General features: G+C 67.3%; 13 protein-coding genes. 1 reads left to right on the forward strand and 12 read right to left on the reverse strand.

Annotated elements, in window-relative coordinates:
- Nucleotides 1-25: 25 nt before the first annotated feature.
- Nucleotides 26-1468: an HDOD domain-containing protein gene (locus AB4Y44_RS35455; protein WP_342920708.1), complete on the forward strand. Its 1443-nt coding sequence runs from the start codon at nucleotides 26-28 to the stop codon at nucleotides 1466-1468.
- Between the two features lie 108 nt (nucleotides 1469-1576).
- Here the strand turns inward: AB4Y44_RS35455 and AB4Y44_RS35460 are convergent, their stop codons facing one another.
- From AB4Y44_RS35460 to AB4Y44_RS35515, 12 genes are all read right to left on the reverse strand, one after another.
- Nucleotides 1577-2962: an EAL domain-containing protein gene (locus AB4Y44_RS35460; RefSeq protein ID WP_342920688.1), complete on the reverse strand. Its 1386-nt coding sequence runs from the start codon at nucleotides 2960-2962 to the stop codon at nucleotides 1577-1579.
- A gap of 329 nt (nucleotides 2963-3291) precedes the next feature.
- Complete coding sequence (locus tag AB4Y44_RS35465; RefSeq protein ID WP_368702119.1) at nucleotides 3292-4092, reverse strand: ABC transporter substrate-binding protein; 801 nt, start codon at nucleotides 4090-4092, stop codon at nucleotides 3292-3294.
- A gap of 329 nt (nucleotides 4093-4421) precedes the next feature.
- Complete coding sequence (gene astE / locus AB4Y44_RS35470; protein WP_368702120.1) at nucleotides 4422-5474, reverse strand: succinylglutamate desuccinylase; 1053 nt, start codon at nucleotides 5472-5474, stop codon at nucleotides 4422-4424.
- Nucleotides 5458-6798, reverse strand: a complete 1341-nt coding sequence (gene astB, locus AB4Y44_RS35475; RefSeq protein ID WP_368702121.1) for an N-succinylarginine dihydrolase — start codon at nucleotides 6796-6798, stop codon at nucleotides 5458-5460. The genes astE and astB overlap by 17 nt, the downstream gene beginning before the upstream one ends.
- A 9-nt stretch (nucleotides 6799-6807) precedes the next feature.
- Complete coding sequence (gene astD, locus AB4Y44_RS35480; protein WP_368702122.1) at nucleotides 6808-8271, reverse strand: succinylglutamate-semialdehyde dehydrogenase; 1464 nt, start codon at nucleotides 8269-8271, stop codon at nucleotides 6808-6810.
- A 2-nt stretch (nucleotides 8272-8273) separates the two neighbouring features.
- Nucleotides 8274-9308 (reverse strand): arginine N-succinyltransferase, encoded by a 1035-nt coding sequence (gene astA / locus AB4Y44_RS35485; protein WP_342920693.1) that lies wholly within the window; start codon nucleotides 9306-9308, stop codon nucleotides 8274-8276.
- Nucleotides 9305-10384, reverse strand: a complete 1080-nt coding sequence (gene aruF, locus AB4Y44_RS35490) for an arginine/ornithine succinyltransferase subunit alpha (protein ID WP_342920694.1) — start codon at nucleotides 10382-10384, stop codon at nucleotides 9305-9307. Before aruF ends, astA begins: the two co-directional genes overlap by 4 nt.
- A gap of 42 nt (nucleotides 10385-10426) precedes the next feature.
- Nucleotides 10427-11644, reverse strand: coding sequence for an aspartate aminotransferase family protein (locus AB4Y44_RS35495; RefSeq protein WP_368686481.1), 1218 nt, complete (start codon nucleotides 11642-11644; stop codon nucleotides 10427-10429).
- A 230-nt stretch (nucleotides 11645-11874) separates the two neighbouring features.
- Complete coding sequence (locus tag AB4Y44_RS35500) at nucleotides 11875-12846, reverse strand: GlxA family transcriptional regulator (protein WP_368606966.1); 972 nt, start codon at nucleotides 12844-12846, stop codon at nucleotides 11875-11877.
- 156 nt (nucleotides 12847-13002) lie between these two features.
- The gene (locus tag AB4Y44_RS35505; protein WP_133184153.1) at nucleotides 13003-13791 is read right to left on the reverse strand and encodes an ABC transporter ATP-binding protein; all 789 of its coding nucleotides are present in this window, start codon (nucleotides 13789-13791) and stop codon (nucleotides 13003-13005) included.
- Between the two features lie 23 nt (nucleotides 13792-13814).
- A complete protein-coding gene (locus tag AB4Y44_RS35510; protein WP_158758056.1) occupies nucleotides 13815-14528 on the reverse strand; it encodes an ABC transporter permease in 714 nt (237 codons plus the stop codon).
- A 13-nt stretch (nucleotides 14529-14541) separates the two neighbouring features.
- Nucleotides 14542-15231, reverse strand: a complete 690-nt coding sequence (locus tag AB4Y44_RS35515; RefSeq protein ID WP_028204762.1) for an ABC transporter permease — start codon at nucleotides 15229-15231, stop codon at nucleotides 14542-14544.
- Nucleotides 15232-15396 lie beyond the last annotated feature (165 nt).

Below are 15396 nucleotides of genomic sequence, written 5' to 3' on the forward strand. Positions count from 1 at the left end.
CTTTCGCGAAATTGACATGGTTCAGATGGTAAAGGCCGTCCTGCTAGACCGCTTGTGGGCCCGCATGAATGAACGCGGGGACTTCCCCTTGCTGTCGCAATCGCTGCGCACCACGGTCGCGGCGATGACGAACGACGACTACGATTTCAGCGCGCTCGTGAAGGTCGTGCTCTCGGATTTCGCGCTCACGCAGAAGGTGCTGCGTCTCGCGAATTCGGCCATGTACATGGCGTTCGGCGGCAACATCACGACCGTCACGCGCGCGCTGATGGTCCTCGGCATGGACGCGGTCGGCCATCTCGTCGTCGGCCTGAAGATCGTCGATCACTTTCACCACAGCGCGCCGCGCCGCATCGACGCCAAGCTCGAACTGAACCGCACCATGCTCTCTGGCTGCGTCGCGCGCAAGCTCACCGAGCACGGCGACCTGCGCGCGGGCGAAGAGGCCGTGGTCTGCACGCTGATGCGCCAGGTGGGCAAGCTGCTCGTGGTGTTCTATCTCGAACCCGAGTGGGACCAGATCCGCCGCGAGATCGATGAAGGCTCGAGCGACGACGAGGCCTGCCTCGAAGTGCTCGGCGTGACCTTCGAAGAACTCGGCCTCGAAGCCGCCACGCGCTGGCGCCTGCCCGACACGATCCGTGCGGGCATGCGCCAGTACGACCCGGCCGACAAGGAACCGCGCGACGTGCAGTGGCTGCGCGCCATCACCAACTATTCGACCGAAGTCGCGCGCGTGCTGACCACCCAGGGCCTCTCCGAAGAGATGCGCGAGACGCATATCGCCGAGCTTGCGCAGCACTATGGCCGCGCGCTCTCGACCGATGCCGACGTGCTCGTGCAGATGAGCCTCGCGCTCGCACGCGAGGAAGCCGAAGACGGCGTGATGCGCGAGATCGTCGAATTACGCGCCAACGCCGACGCCATCGCCCGCGAAGCGCTCGATCCCGAGGCGCGCATTGCGGCCGGCGTCGAGGACCTGCGCGCGCTGCCGGCCGACAGCGCGCTGAGCACCGCCCTCACGCTCGCAACCGAAACCGTGCTCGCGGGCCTCGGTTTCGCACGCAGCGTGGTGTTCGTGCGACGCGGCGCGAACATGTTCGAGGCGCAGCACGGCTTCGGCCCGCACATGGGCGACGTGCTGCCCAAGCTCGCGTTTTCCGCCGCGTTCCAGCCCGACGTGTTTCACCTCGCCATCGCGAACAAGGTCGGCATCTTCATCGAGAATGCGCGCGATGCGAAGATTCTCGCGCGCCTGCCCGGCTGGTATCGCTCGAGCTTCGACGACGCGCGCGCGTTCGTCCTGCTGCCCGTGGGCGCGCCTGGCGTCGGACCCGTTGCGCTGATGTACGGCGACTGGCTCGTGAACCAGGAGCCGCGCCGCATTTCACAGAAAGAGATGAGCGCGTTGAACGACCTCGCCCAGCAGCTCGCGCGCTTCTTCACGCACGTTCCGCAGACCGCTTGAGTCCCGCTTGAGTCCTGATTGAGTCCTGATTGAGTCCTGATTGAGTCTCGACTGACTCCCGACTGAGCCGGGGCGCGCCGCATCGCTTCGCGGCACCGCCCCGCCCGCTCAATCTTCGATCCGCTCCAGCCCTTCGTCTTCCGCGTCGCGGCCGGACGTGCCCGCCCATTCCGCGGCCGTGAGCGTGATCGCCGCGACCGTCGCGGCGTCGAGCGGCTCGAGTTCGGCGCACAGCGCATCCACGCGAGCCCAGTCTGCGCGCTCCAATGCCTCGGAGAGTTCGAGCAGCCGCCCGAGCGCGCCCTCGCGCTTGACGATCGCCGTGCGGATCGGTTTGGCCAGCGTGAGCACTTCGAGCGTGCTTTCGAGCGGACCGCCGAACACCGCCTCGACGAACGAGAACACCCCCACGAGGAACGCCGCGTCCTCCTCTTCGAGGTGCGCGTGGGCAAGCTGCGTCACCGCGATTTCCATGAAGCGCGCGCGCGTGGCCACGAGTTGCAGCAGCGGGTCGTCTTCGGCAGCGATCTTGCGGCCGTCGGCGTAGAGCAGCAACTGCGTCCAGCGCGCGATCGCGTTGGTGCCGGTCGCATTGATCGCCTCGCGCAGCGTCGTCACCTTGCGGCCGATGTTCATGCTGCCCGAGTTGGCAAGCCGCATCAGATGCATCACGAGCACGGGGTTGAGCTTCAGTTCCGCTTCGAGCTGCGCGACCGTGGGTTCGGCCGCGAGCAGATGCAGCAGGTTCAGCAGCGCCTGGCGCGGCGCGCTGGAGCGGCGCGCGCCGCCGTGCGGTTTCGCGAAGAAATAGCCCTGGAAGCGGTCGAAGCCGAGTGCGTGCGTGCGCTGATAGTCTTCCTGGGTCTCGACACCCATCGCCACGAGAAGCTTGCCCGCCGCCTTCATCACGCTCGCGAACTTCGGCAGCACCGCGGGCGCGATCTCGCGGATATCGATCTTGATGGCGTCCACATACGGCAGCAGTTTCGCGAGCGACTCATCCGCCTTCGACACGTGGTCGAGCGCGAAGCGGTAGCGGCGCCGGTGCAGTTCGACGAGCCGCGCGATCAGGTCCGCGTCCGAGCCGATGTCCACGGGCAACTCGAGCATGACGCGCTCGGGGCTCACGCGCAGCAGGCCGTCGTGGAAAAGCGCATCGCGCGTCATGTCGAGCCAGGCGGGATGGCCCGCGAGCGAGGCACGCAAGCCGGGCGCGGCGAAGCTTTTGAGGAGCGCGGTGCTCGTGGCGGAAGGCTTGGGCGTCAGGCCCGAGGCCTGGTCTTTGGCGGCTGCTTCGGCCTCTTGTTCGATTTCGGCGCTTTCGCGCCGGTCCACGAGGCGCGGCGACGTCTCGAACGCGCAGAGGAGGCCCTCCCGGTCGAGCATCGGCTGGCGCGCGAAATACACGTCGATGGGCGGGCCGGCTTGTTCCGGCGACTGCGTGCTGCCCGCGACTCCTGACATCTGCGGCCGGTCTGCGGCGTTCAAGCTCATGGGGTCCCCCGCGCGGCGCCGCGCGCATGGCGGCGCCCTGGTCTTGTTTCTTGGCATGCCGCAACCGTTTGCGCTTCGCACACATTGCGCGCCGGACGCGGCACTTTCTTGTGTCGATTTTATCCTGGCAAGTAAGGCGCGGAAATGAAGTTCTGCGCGATCCGCGGGATTTTTTTGTGGTCTTTGCAGTGCCGCACGCGTCACCGGCGCTGCGTTGCCGTTCGACGCTCGAAGGATTTGATACGCAATCCGAAGCAAAGGCGCGAAAAAGACCGGCCGGCTGGATTTCGTCCAGCCGGCCGGTCTATCGATCAATCGATACGGGCCGATTACTTCAGCACGACTTTCACGTCGAAATACTTCGCCGCGATGCGCTCGAGCGTGCCGTCCGCCTTCAGGTCCTTGAGCGCACCGTTCAGCGCGGCCTTGAGCGCCGCGTCGTTCTTGCGCACACCGTAGCCTACGCCCTCGCCGAGCAGCCTGGCGTCCACGACCTGCGGGCCCGCGAACGCAAAGGCCGCGCCCTGCGGCTTGTTCAGGAAGCCCTTGGAAGCGGCTTCGGCATCCAGAAACGAGGCGTCGAGGCGGCCCGAAACGAGATCCGCGTAGATCTGGTCCTGCGTCGGGTACGGCACGACGTCGACGCCCGCGGGCGCCCACTTCGCTTTCGCGTAGGTTTCCTGGATCGTGCCCTGGAGCACGCCCACGTGCTTGCCCTTGAGCGACTCGGGCGTGGGCTGCAGCGTGCTGCCCTTCTTCGCGATCATCTGGTTCGGAATCGCGTAGATCGGGTCGGTGAAGTCGATGGCCTGGCGGCGCTGGTCCGTGATCGACATGTCGGAATTGATCGCGGCGAACTTGCGCGCCTGCAGCGCCGGGATCAGGCCGTCGAACGAGTTTTCCACCCACACGCACTTTGCCTTGAGCTTCGCGCAGACGGCATTGCCCACGTCGATATCGAAGCCCTGCAGTTCGCCCGCGGGCGACTTCGATTCGAACGGCGCGTACGACGCCTCCACACCAAAGCGGATTTCCTTGATATCGGCGGCGTGTGCGGCCCCTGCCGCACCTGCCGTCATGGCGGCCGCGCAGAATGCGAGCGTTGCCAGCTTGTTCCAGTTCGTCTTCATCAGTGTCTCTTTCCAGTCAGATTGGGTGCGCCGGCGAAACCCGTTCCTGCCGCTTCATGGTTCGATTCGCGGCTAAAAACGGCTTCCCGGCGCCGGCACAGGATCGCTGCGCCAACAACACGGCTCAATCGCGCGCACCGCGTGTGGTGCACCGCAACAACCGCGAGGGCGCGATTGTACCGCGACGGCGCCGGCACCCCGCCGCGCGGGCGGCAAGCGGCGCATGGCGCGCCCGCGCGCGGCGGCGAGCTCACGCGCTGCGTTCGAACATGCAAGTGGGTGTCGTGGCAGCGCAAGCGCGTGAAAGCGCGTGCGCTTGCGACTAGCGCTCAGGCAAGCGCCGCGAGCGTCTCGCGGGTCGTATCGACGACGAGCAGGCCCGCGCGCAAGCCCGGCTTCACGCCCGGATTCGGAAACACGATGCGCTCCTCGTCGTGCTGCACGACGTAGCGGTAGGCGCCGTCTTCCGCCAGCACCTCGCCGCGCGGGAACGGCGTGAAGTTGGGCACGTCGGCGGCCACGTTGAGCTTGAGCGCCGCGCTCTGCTTCGTGATCTGGCCGATCACCGTGAAGATGCGCGGCATCTGCGCGCCCTTCGGCAACGACAACTCTCCCGCCACGAGACGGCGCACGGCGGCATCGGCACCGGCGAAGCGCGCCAGGTCGTTCTGGCCGAACGGACGCACCTTGCCCAGTTCGAGCGTGCAGGCAAGCGCCCCACACGTTTCGGCCGTAAACGACGACAAGGTCGCGCCCTTCTCGGTGTGGATCAGCACGGCCGCGATGCGCGCGTCGGCGAGCCATTCGAGCAGCGCGCGCGCGAGCGGCTCGCCCGTATGAGGCAGCAGCGCGAACTGCTCGAACGCCGAAGCGCGGATCGCCGTATGCATGTCGAGGTGCCAGCGCGCGAAGGGCGCGTCGGCGGAACTCGCGGCCTTCGCAAAGAAACGCTGCGCCGCCGCTTCGAGCGCCACGGCGCGCGGCGCCTCGCGGCTCGCCGGCACACGCGCATGGCCACCGCCGAACAGGCGGTTGAGATCGTCGTCGAGATAACGCTCGCCCGCGCGCATCGCGCCGGCATTGCCGAGCACCGCGAGCACGCGGCACGCGAGGGGCGCGCGGCCCGCCGCGATGTCGGCCACGAGCTGCGAGAGCAGTTCGATCGGCGCCGTTTCGTCGCCGTGCACACCCGCCGAAAGCAGCACGCTGCGCGTCGTCTCGTCGATGCGTGCCGGTTCCAGCTCCAGCACGCCCTCGTCAAGCCACTGCCAGCGCACGCCGCCCGCGCATTCGCCACGCGCCGCTGCGGGCGTGGCCGGACGCGCGCCCGCGAGCGTGTACGCGAGAAAATCCGCGAGCGGGGTATCAGCGCTGGAAGTCATAGAGCGATCCGAGGCCGAGAATCTGCGTGAGTTCGTCGAGCGCCGTGCGCGACTCGACGAGCAGCGCCGGATCGGTCAGGTCCTGCGGCGCGAGCCGGTCGCGATAGTGCCGCTCGATCCAGCCGTCGAGGCGCGTGAAGAGCGCGTCGTTCATCCACACGCCGGGCGCCGTCGCCGCGCGCTCCTCCGCGCTGAGCACCACGCGCAGGCGCAGGCACGCCGGACCGCCGCCGTTCTTCATGCTCTCGCGCAGGTCGAACACGAGCACTTCGTCCACCGGCCCGCTGCTCGCGACCAGTTCGTCGAGGTATATCGCCACGTGCGGATTCTCGCGGCACTCCTGCGGCACGACGAGAATCTGCGTGCCGTCCGCGCGGCTCAGCAACTGGCTGTTGAAGAGATAGGACGACACCGCGTCGGCCACGCTCACGCGCGCTTCGGGCACTTCGATCACGTGGAACGGCGCGTCGTAGGCCGCGAGCTTCGTGCGCAACTCGTCGTAGACCGCCTTCTGGTCGACGAACGCGCGCTCGTGGCAAAACAGCGTGCTGCGGTTGCCTACGGCGATCACGTCGTTATGGAACACACCGGCGTCGATCACGTCCGGATTCTGCTGCGCGAACACGGTGCCCGCATCGGTCAGGCCGTGGCGCTGCGCGATGGCGCGGCTCGCCTCGAACGTCTGGCGCGCCGGGAAGCGTTTGGGCTCCGGTCCGCGGCGGTATTCGCTGCGCCCGTACACGAAGAACTCCACGCCGCGCTCGCCATACTGTGCGCTAAAGCGCGTATGGTTGGCCGCGCCTTCGTCGCCGAGCGCGGGCGTGCCGGGCAGCGCTTCGTGCACGACGAAGTGCGACGGGTCCGCGAACACCGTGGAAAGCGTGCGGCGCGTGGACTCGTGCTCGATCGCGCGATGCAGCTTGCTGCACAGGTTCGCGGGCGTAAAGTGCACGCGCCGATTGGGCGTATCCGCCGAAGGGCTCACCGTGGCCGCATTGGCGGTCCACATGGCCGACGCCGAGCTTGCTGCGGCGAGCAGTTCGGGCGCGTCCTTGGCGGCGCGCGCAATCGCTTCGGCATCCTTACCGCCGAAGCCCAGCTCGCGCAGCAGCCGCATGGACGGGCGCTCCTGCGGCGGCAGCACGCCTTGCGCGAAGCCGAGGTCGGCGAGCCGCTTCATCTTGCGCAAGCCCTGCTGCGCCGCGGCGCGCGGGTTCGCGACTGACTTCTCGTTGCTCTGCGAGGCGACGTTGCCGAACGACAGCCCGGCGTAGTTGTGCGTGGGGCCGACGAGTCCGTCGAAGTTGGCTTCAAGGGTTTGCATCGTCGTTCCTTAGAAGTGAAGACCCGGCGAAACGCTCGCGGGCATCTGCAGTTGCGCGCTCTCCACCGAGGCCATCGGGTAGGCGCAGTAGTCGGCGGCGTAGTACGCGCTCGGCCGGTGGTTGCCCGAGCGGCCCGCGCCGCCAAACGGCGCGCCGCTCGACGCACCGTTGGTCGGGCGGTTCCAGTTCACCACGCCCGCGCGGATCTCGCGCGTGAAGCGCTGCCACAGCGCTTCGTCGTCGGCGAGCAGGCCCGCCGAGAGGCCGTACGCCGTATTGTTGGCCTGCGCGATGGCGTCGTCGAAACCGGCGTAGCGGATCACCTGCGCGAGCGGCCCGAAGTGCTCCTCGTCGGGCAGGTCGGCCACGCCCGTCACGTCGAGAATCGCCGGCGTCACGAAGCCGAGCGCCGGGTCGCGCTGTGTCATCGGCAGCAAGGCGCGTGCGCCGCGCTCGAGCAACTGCGCCTGCGCACCCATCAGCTTGCCCGCTGCGCGCGCCGAAATCACGGCGCCCATGAAGGGCTGCGGCTCGGCGTCGTACTCACCCACCGTAATGCGCGAACTCACTTCGACGAAGCGCGCGAGGAAGCGCTCGCCGAATGCGTCCGCGGGCACGAGAATGCGGCGCGCGCACGTGCAGCGCTGCCCCGCCGAAAGAAACGCCGACTGGATCGTGTGATGCACGGCAGCGTCGATGTCCTCGACCGGCGCGACGACGAGCGGATTGTTGCCACCCATCTCCAGCGCGAGCACGATCTCGGGCCGGCCGCCGAACTGGCGATGCAGCAACGTGCCCGTGTCCGAGCTGCCCGTGAAGAAGAGCCCGTCGATCTGTTTGTGATTCGCAAGCGCAATGCCTGTGTCGCGCTCGCCCTGCACGAGGTTGAGCACGCCCGAGGGCAAGCCGGCTTCGCGCCAGAGTTCGACCGTGACGCGCGCCACTTCCGGAGCGAGCTCCGAAGGCTTGAACACGACCGCGTTGCCCGCGATCAGCGCCGGCACGATGTGGCCGTTGGGCAGATGGCCCGGGAAGTTGTACGGACCGAACACGGCAACGACGCCATGCGGGCGATGGCGCAGCACCGCCACGCCGTCGGCCATCGGTGCGCGCTTCTCGCCGGTGCGCTCGCCGTAAGCGGTGATCGAAATCGCGACCTTCGCGGCCATCGACGCCGCTTCGGTGCGCGCTTCCCAGAGCGGCTTGCCGGTCTCGCGGCCAATGGCCTGGGCGAGCGTTTCTTTCTTTTGGGTGACGAGCGCGGCGAAGCGCTTCACGATCTCGCAGCGCGCTTCGAGCGGCGTTTGCGCCCACGCGGCGAACGCGCGGCGCGCGGCGTTCACGGCGCGGTCGACCTCTTCGGCGCTCGCGGCGTTGCCGCTCCACACGGTCTCGCCCGTGCCGGGGTTGCGCGAAGCGAACGCGGGGCCCGAGGCCGCGCACCATTGCCCATCGATGTAAAGCTCGTTCATGGTCATCCCTGTTTATGCTTTGCTGCGGGGCCGAGCACGCGCACCGGATCGCCCGCCGCGACGTTCAGCGACGCCGCTTCCATGGCGCTCAGCGTGAACACGCCCTCGCGCACGACGCCCGGCGCGAAACCCACGCGGAAATCGCCGAGCGACGTATTGGATACGAGTGAGCGCACACCCTCTTCGGCATGCGCCTCACCGATCTCGACCGGCACGACCACGCTGTCACGCACCGTGCGCAGGTCGCTGATATGGCATTCGAGCACCGGGCCCGCATCGAAGATATCGACGTGGTTTTCATAGCGCAGCCCCTCGGCTTCGAGCATGCGGCGTGCGGGAATCGTGTCGGCGTGCGTGAGGCCGACGCAAGCCTGCGCTTCCTCAGGCAGCAGTTCGACGTACACCGGGTAACGCGGCATCAGCTCTGCGAGGAACGACTTGCGCCCATGCGAGCTGAGGTAATCGGCAGCGTTGAAATCGATTTGATAGAAGTGCGAACCGACCGCGCGCCAGAACGGCGACGTACCCTGCGCGTCGAAATGGCCGCGCAATTCCGCGCACAGGCGCTCGGGAAAGCGCTCGCGAAACTGCGCGATGAACATGAAGCGAGAACGCGACAGCAGACTGCCCACCCCGCCCGTGCGATAGCGCGGCGAAAGAAAGAGCGAGCACACTTCGGCGTAGCCCGTGAGATCGTGCGAGATGTTGAGCGCGCGCATGCGCGTCCAGATGCCGAGTTCCTGGCTCGCATGCACCACGGTGCTTACGCGGTAGTTGTAGAACGGCTGCTCCAGGCCCACGGCCGTTTCGATGCCGCAAACGCCCGCCACGTCACCCGTGGCCGTATCTTCCATCACGAAGAAGTAGCCCGCTTCGCGCGGCGCGGCTTCGCCTGCGAGCGTGCGCCGCGCGCGCTCGATGCGCGCCTTGAGCGCCTCGCGGTCGGGCTTGAAGGTGGTGAGGCCGGGGCCCGTTTCCTGGGCGAGCGCGACGAGCGCGTCCACGTCGCCCGTTTGCACGACGCGTACCACGATCATTGTGCGTCTCCCATATAAGCATCCTCTGTTTGCGGGGTGGCGCGATACAGCGGCGCACAGCGTACGGGCTCGCCGTCCTGCACGCTGAGCGCGGCGCGCGCGCTCGCATCGAGCGGCGCGATGATGCCCGCGCCCTTCTCGCTTTCAGGCAGCGTCGCGAGCACGCAGCGGAACTCGCCCGCGCGCTGGCTCGCGACCAGATACGCCGCGCCTTCCATGTTCGTTGCGCCCGCCACTTCACGCACTGTGCGCGTCTCGTTGCCGGCGACCGATGCCGTGCGGTCCACCTGTGCGGTCAGCACCGGGCCCGCATCGAAAATATCGACGTAGCGGTCCGGCTCGAAGCCCTCTTCCAGATGAATCTCGTAAGCGAGCAAGGCGCTCGGATCGGGCTCGCCGAGCACGCGTTGCGCCGGTTCCGGCAGCAGCGGCACATAAAGCGGATAAGCCGGCATGACCTCGGCGATGAAAGTGCGGCTGCGTCCGCCCGAGGCCAGTTCGATGTCCTTGAAATCGCGCCCGAAGAACTTGCGCCCCACGGCCTCCCAGAAGGGCGAGGCGCCCGTCTCGTCGGTCACGCCGAGCAGCAGCGAGAACACTTCGGGCGTGAAGCGCCTGCGGTTCATCGCGACGTACATCATGCGCGCGCGCGACATGAGATGCGCGGCCGCGTCGCCGCGCAGCGTCGGCTCGATGTAGAAGCCCGCGAGGCGGCTCTTGCCCGTGAGTTCGTGCGACATCGTGAGGGCGTGAATCTTGCGATTGACGTGCAGTTCGCGCGACGCGTGAATCAGAGCGTCGTTGCGAAACGCGTAGAACGGCTCGGCGTAGCCGGCTGCCGCCACGATGCTCGAGGTGCCGACGAGCCGCCCCGTGGCGGAGTCTTCGAGCACGAACAGATAGAACTCCTCACCGGGGAAGTCCACGTCCGCGCGAAACGAATCTTCTGAAAGCGCGATGCGCGCTTCCAGCGCCGCACGGTCGTGCGGCAGCGAATGCAGCACCGGCTGCGCGGTGCGCGCCATGTGGGCGATCGCGTCGAGATCGGAAAGCCTGGCGGGGCGAACGAATAGCATCGTCGATCCTGTGTGTGCGCTGGGTTGCGGCTGGGTTGCGATTTAGCGTGCGCCGATCACGTCTGCGCACGCCTGCTCGAAGCGCGCAAAGCCTTCGTCGAGGTCCGCTTCGGGAATGATGAGCGAGGGCGCGAAGCGCAGCACGTCCGGCCCGGCAATCAGCATCATCACGCCGCGATTCGCGGCCGCCCCGTTGAAGTCCTTGGCGCGGCCCGCAAAGCGGGCGTTCAGTTCGGCGCCGATCAACAGCCCCTTGCCGCGCACTTCCTTGAACATGTCGAAGCGCTCGTTGAGCTTCGCGAGCTTGCCGCGAATCGCTTCGCCGCGCGCACGCACGCCCGCCAGCAGCGCCGGATCGCTCACCAGCTCGACCACCTTGCCCGCCAGCGCGGCGCCCAGCGGATTGCCGCCATAGGTCGTGCCATGCACGCCCACCTTGAAGTGTGCGGCAATCGCTTCGGTCGTCAGCATCGCGCCGATCGGGAAGCCGTTGCCGAGCGCCTTGGCCGTCGTGAGGATGTCGGGCGTGACGCCCGTATCTTCGTAGGCGTAGAAGTGGCCCGTGCGGCCCACGCCCGTTTGCACTTCGTCGAAAATCAGCAGCGCGCCATGCGCATCGCACGCTTCGCGCAGCGCGCGCAGGAACGCGGGATCGGCGGGAATCACACCGCCCTCGCCCTGCACCGGCTCGACGATCACGGCGCAGGTCTGCGCGCCGATGGCGCGCTTCGCCGCTTCGATGTCGTTGTACGGCAGATGCGTGATGCCGCCCGGCACGGGGCCGAAGCCTTCCGAATACTTGGGCTGGCCGCCCACGCTCACGGTGAAGAACGTGCGGCCGTGGAACGACTGCGTGAACGAGACGATCTCGAACTTGTCGGCGCCGTGCCGATCGAACGCCACGCGGCGCGCGAGCTTGAGCGCCGCCTCATTGGCCTCCGCGCCCGAGTTCGCAAAGAACGCGCGATCGGCGAACGTGAGCGCTTCGAGCTGGCGCGCGAGTCGCAGCACCGGCTCGTTGGTGTAGCCGTTGCCGATGTGCCAGAGCTTGCTGCCCTGCTCCTGCAGCACGCGCAGTAGCTCCGGATGCGCGTGGCCCAACGACGTCACGGCGATGCCGCAGGCGAAGTCGATGTAATCGCGACCCTCGGTGTCCCACACGCGCGAGCCGACACCGCGATCCGGCACGAACGGCGCGGGCGAGAAACACGGCACCATCACTTCGTCGAAGGTCTTGCGGCTCACAGTCTGATCGTTCATGGCGATTCCTCTATTACTCAGTGCGTGTCGAATTCGGGGTCGGTATGCGTTGGGGCTGTGCCCTTTCGCTCAGCTAGCGTTGCATGGGACGGGACTAAGCGCTCAAGCGCCAAGCCCCGTCGACACCTGTGCAGTGTAGGCAAGCTGCGCGCAAACGTCTTGCGCAGGCGCGACGCATTTTTTCGTACGGAACCTGCAAGGTCCGGGCGGTTGCTGCGCCGCGGCCAGCTTCACTGCACTTCCGGCGGCTCGACGAGCGCGCCAGCGCGCGGCTCGGCGGCGGCCCCGCCGTGCTGGCGCTCGATCCAGTTGCGGCGGTCCTCGCGCGGCGTCACGCCGAAGCGCTCGCGGTACGCATTCGAAAAATGCGCCGCCGAAGAGAAGCCGCACGCGAGGCTGATCTGCACCACCGACTTGCTGGTGCGCTGCAACTGCGAGCGCGCCTTGGCGAGGCGCAGGCCGAGGTAGTACTTCGACGGCATCGCGCCGAGGTACTGGCGAAAGAGCCGCTCGAGTTGACGCCGCGACACGCCCACGAGATTCGCGATCTCGTCGGTCGTGAGCGGGTCCTCGATATTCGCCTCCATCAGCTTGAGCGCATCGTTCAGGCGCGGATGCCGCTCACCGGGCGCGGTCACGAACGGAATGCGCTGGCGCTCGTCGCCGCTGCGCAGCGTGCTGGCGCCCAGCGCGTCGGCAATGCGCTCGGCGAGTTCCGGGCCATGGTCGCGGCCGATCATCGCGAGCATGAAGTCGAGTGTGGCCTGGCCGCCCGAGCAGGTCGCGCGGTCGCGGTCGATTTCGTAGATGTGCTGCGTGACGATGGTGCGTTCGAACTGTTCGGCGAACTGCTGGAACGTTTCCCAGTTCGCGGCCACGCGGTAGCCCTGCAACTGCCCCGCCATCGCAAGCCACCAGATGCCGTGGTGAATGCCCGTGACGAGCGGCGTGCGCTGCCCCACGCGCGCGAGGCTCGCGAGAAAGAGCCGGTAGTCGGCGAACTGCTGGTAGCGCTCGGTCACGACGATGAGCCAGTCGGCGGAAACGGCGTCGCCGAACGCGCAGTCGGCGGGCCACTGCGCGCCGCCCGCGAGCGGCACGGGGCGGCCGTTCCACGAGCACATCTGCCAGCGGTACAGCGCGCGGCCGTCGATCTCGTTCGCGAGATTGAGCGCGTCGACGATCGGGCCAACGCCCGACATCGAAACGGGCGGGAGCGCGACGATCGCCACCTGGGTCGTGCGGCCGGCGCGAGCGAGCGGCGCCTGGCCGCCGGGTGCGGCGGCCGGAACTGAAGCGGAAGGAAGAGCGGCGGAACGGACCATCGGCAAGACGCGGCGCGAGACTGAACGCGCCGCTTACTTGAGACTGCCGGAGAGGAACTGACGCAAGCGATCGCTCTTCGGCGCACCGAGCACATCGGCGGGCGCGCCCTCTTCCTCCGTGCGCCCCTGGTGCAGGAACATCACATGATTCGAGACGTTGCGCGCGAAGCCCATTTCGTGGGTGACGACGATCATCGTGCGGCCCTCTTCGGCCAGCTTTTGCATCACCTTGAGCACTTCGCCCACGAGTTCGGGGTCGAGCGCCGAAGTCGGCTCGTCGAACAGCATCACATCGGGATGCATGGCGAGCGCACGCGCAATCGCCACGCGCTGCTGCTGGCCACCCGAAAGATGCGAGGGATATTGCTTCTCGACGCGAGGTGCGAGGCCCACTTTCTCCAGATACTGCCGCGCGCGCTCCTCGGCTTCCTTGCGCGGTACGCCCAACACGTGGATCGGCGCTTCCATCACGTTCTCGAGCACGTTCATGTGCGACCAGAGATTGAAGTGCTGGAACACCATCGCGAGCTTGGTACGGATGCGCTGCAACTGCTTGTGATCGGCCACGTCGAGGTCGCCGTTGCGGCCAGCCTTCGTGCGCACGGCCTCGCCGTCCACGACGATCTCGCCCGCGTTCGGCTTCTCGAGGAAATTGATGCAGCGCAGGAACGTGCTCTTGCCCGAGCCGCTCGCGCCGATGATGCTGATCACGTCGCCCTTCTTCGCGTCGAGCGAGACGCCTTTGAGCACCTCGTTGTCGCCGTAACGCTTGTGGATGTCGCGCGCGACGAGCTTGCTATCTGAGGATTGCGTCTGAGCCAAGATGGTCTCCAGTTTCCGGTGAATCAGCGGGTGCGCACGGCGAGATGGCCGAGCCAGCGTTTTTCGGCGCGGCGGAACGCGGCCACCAGCACGAACGATACCGCACAGTAGATCAGCGCCGCGAGGCCGAACGACTCGAACGAGCGGTAGGTGGCCGAGTTGGCGTCGCGCGCGACCTTGAGGATGTCGGGCACCGTCGCGGTGAAGGCCACCGTGGTCGCGTGCAGCATCAGGATCACTTCGTTACTGTACAGCGGCAGTGCGCGGCGCAGCGCCGAAGGCAGGATCACGCGCCAGTACATCGTGAACGGGCTCATGCCGTAGGCGCGCGCCGCTTCCACTTCGCCGTGCGAGGTCGCGCGGATCGCGCCCGCGAAAATCTCCGTCGTGTACGCACAGGTGTTGAGCGCGAACGCGAGCACCGCGCAGTTCAGGCCGCTGCGGAAGAACGCGTCGAGCAGCGGCTCCGAACGGATGAACGCGAGACTGTACACGCCCGTGTAGATGAGCAGCAACTGCACGTAGAGGGGCGTGCCGCGAAACACGTAGGTGTAGAAACGCACCGGCAGCGAGAGCCAGCGGCGGCTCGAGACGCGCGCCACGGCGAGCGGCACCGCGCACACGAAGCCGAAGGCGACGGAGATCACGAGCAGCCACAGCGTCATCGCGAGGCCCGAGACATGCTCGCCGTCCCAGTAGAGGAACGCGCGGCCGAATTGCTGAATGATTTCGTTCATGACGGCCATTTCCTCACAGTTGCGCGTGACGCACGCCCACCGAATAGCGGCGTTCGAGCCAGACGAGCGCGAAGTTCGAGAGCGTGGTGATCGCGAGATAGATGAGCGCCGCGATCACGAGGAAGAAGAACAGGTTGAAGGTGCTGCGGCCCGCGTCCTGGGCGGCCTTCACGACATCGGCGAGACCGATGATCGAGACGAGCGCCGTCGCCTTGACGAGCACCTGCCAGTTGTTGCCGATGCCGGGCAGCGCGAAACGCATCATCTGCGGAAAGAGGATGCGGGCGAACACGCGCGCACCGCTCATGCCGTAGGCGTGGCCCGCTTCGAGCTGGCCGCGCGGCACCGCGAGAAACGCACCACGGAAGGTTTCGGTGAAGTACGCGCCGTAAATGAAGCCGAGCGTGACGACGCCGGCGACGAACGGATCGATATCGATCTGCGCCATGCCGAGCGCGTCGGTGGCCTCGTTCACGCCGATCTGGATGCTGTAGAAGAGCAGCAGCATCAGCACGAGGTCGGGCACCGAGCGGATCAGCGTCGTGTAGGCGGTCGCCACGGCCGCGAGCGGCCGGTTGAACGAGAGCTTGGCTGCCGCGCCCGCCAGGCCGAGCAGGACAGCCACGCCGAGCGAGAGGAGCGAAAGTTCGATGGTCTGGATCGTGCCGGCGAGCAGCACCGGGCCAAAGCCGTAAAGGATCACGCGCGTCTCCGGAACAGAATCGTGTTGTCGTGTCGGGCGGCCTCGCGCGGCGCCTGAGCGCCGCGGAAACCGATGAACTGGCGCGGATCGTCTCAGTGCAAAATGGATTGCTCAAACTCGCGCGGCGTGGATATTGCGGTGCAGCATTAGAGTACGGCGCGCGGC

Source organism: Paraburkholderia sp. BR10937 (assembly GCF_040965695.1).
Taxonomy (GTDB): domain Bacteria; phylum Pseudomonadota; class Gammaproteobacteria; order Burkholderiales; family Burkholderiaceae; genus Paraburkholderia.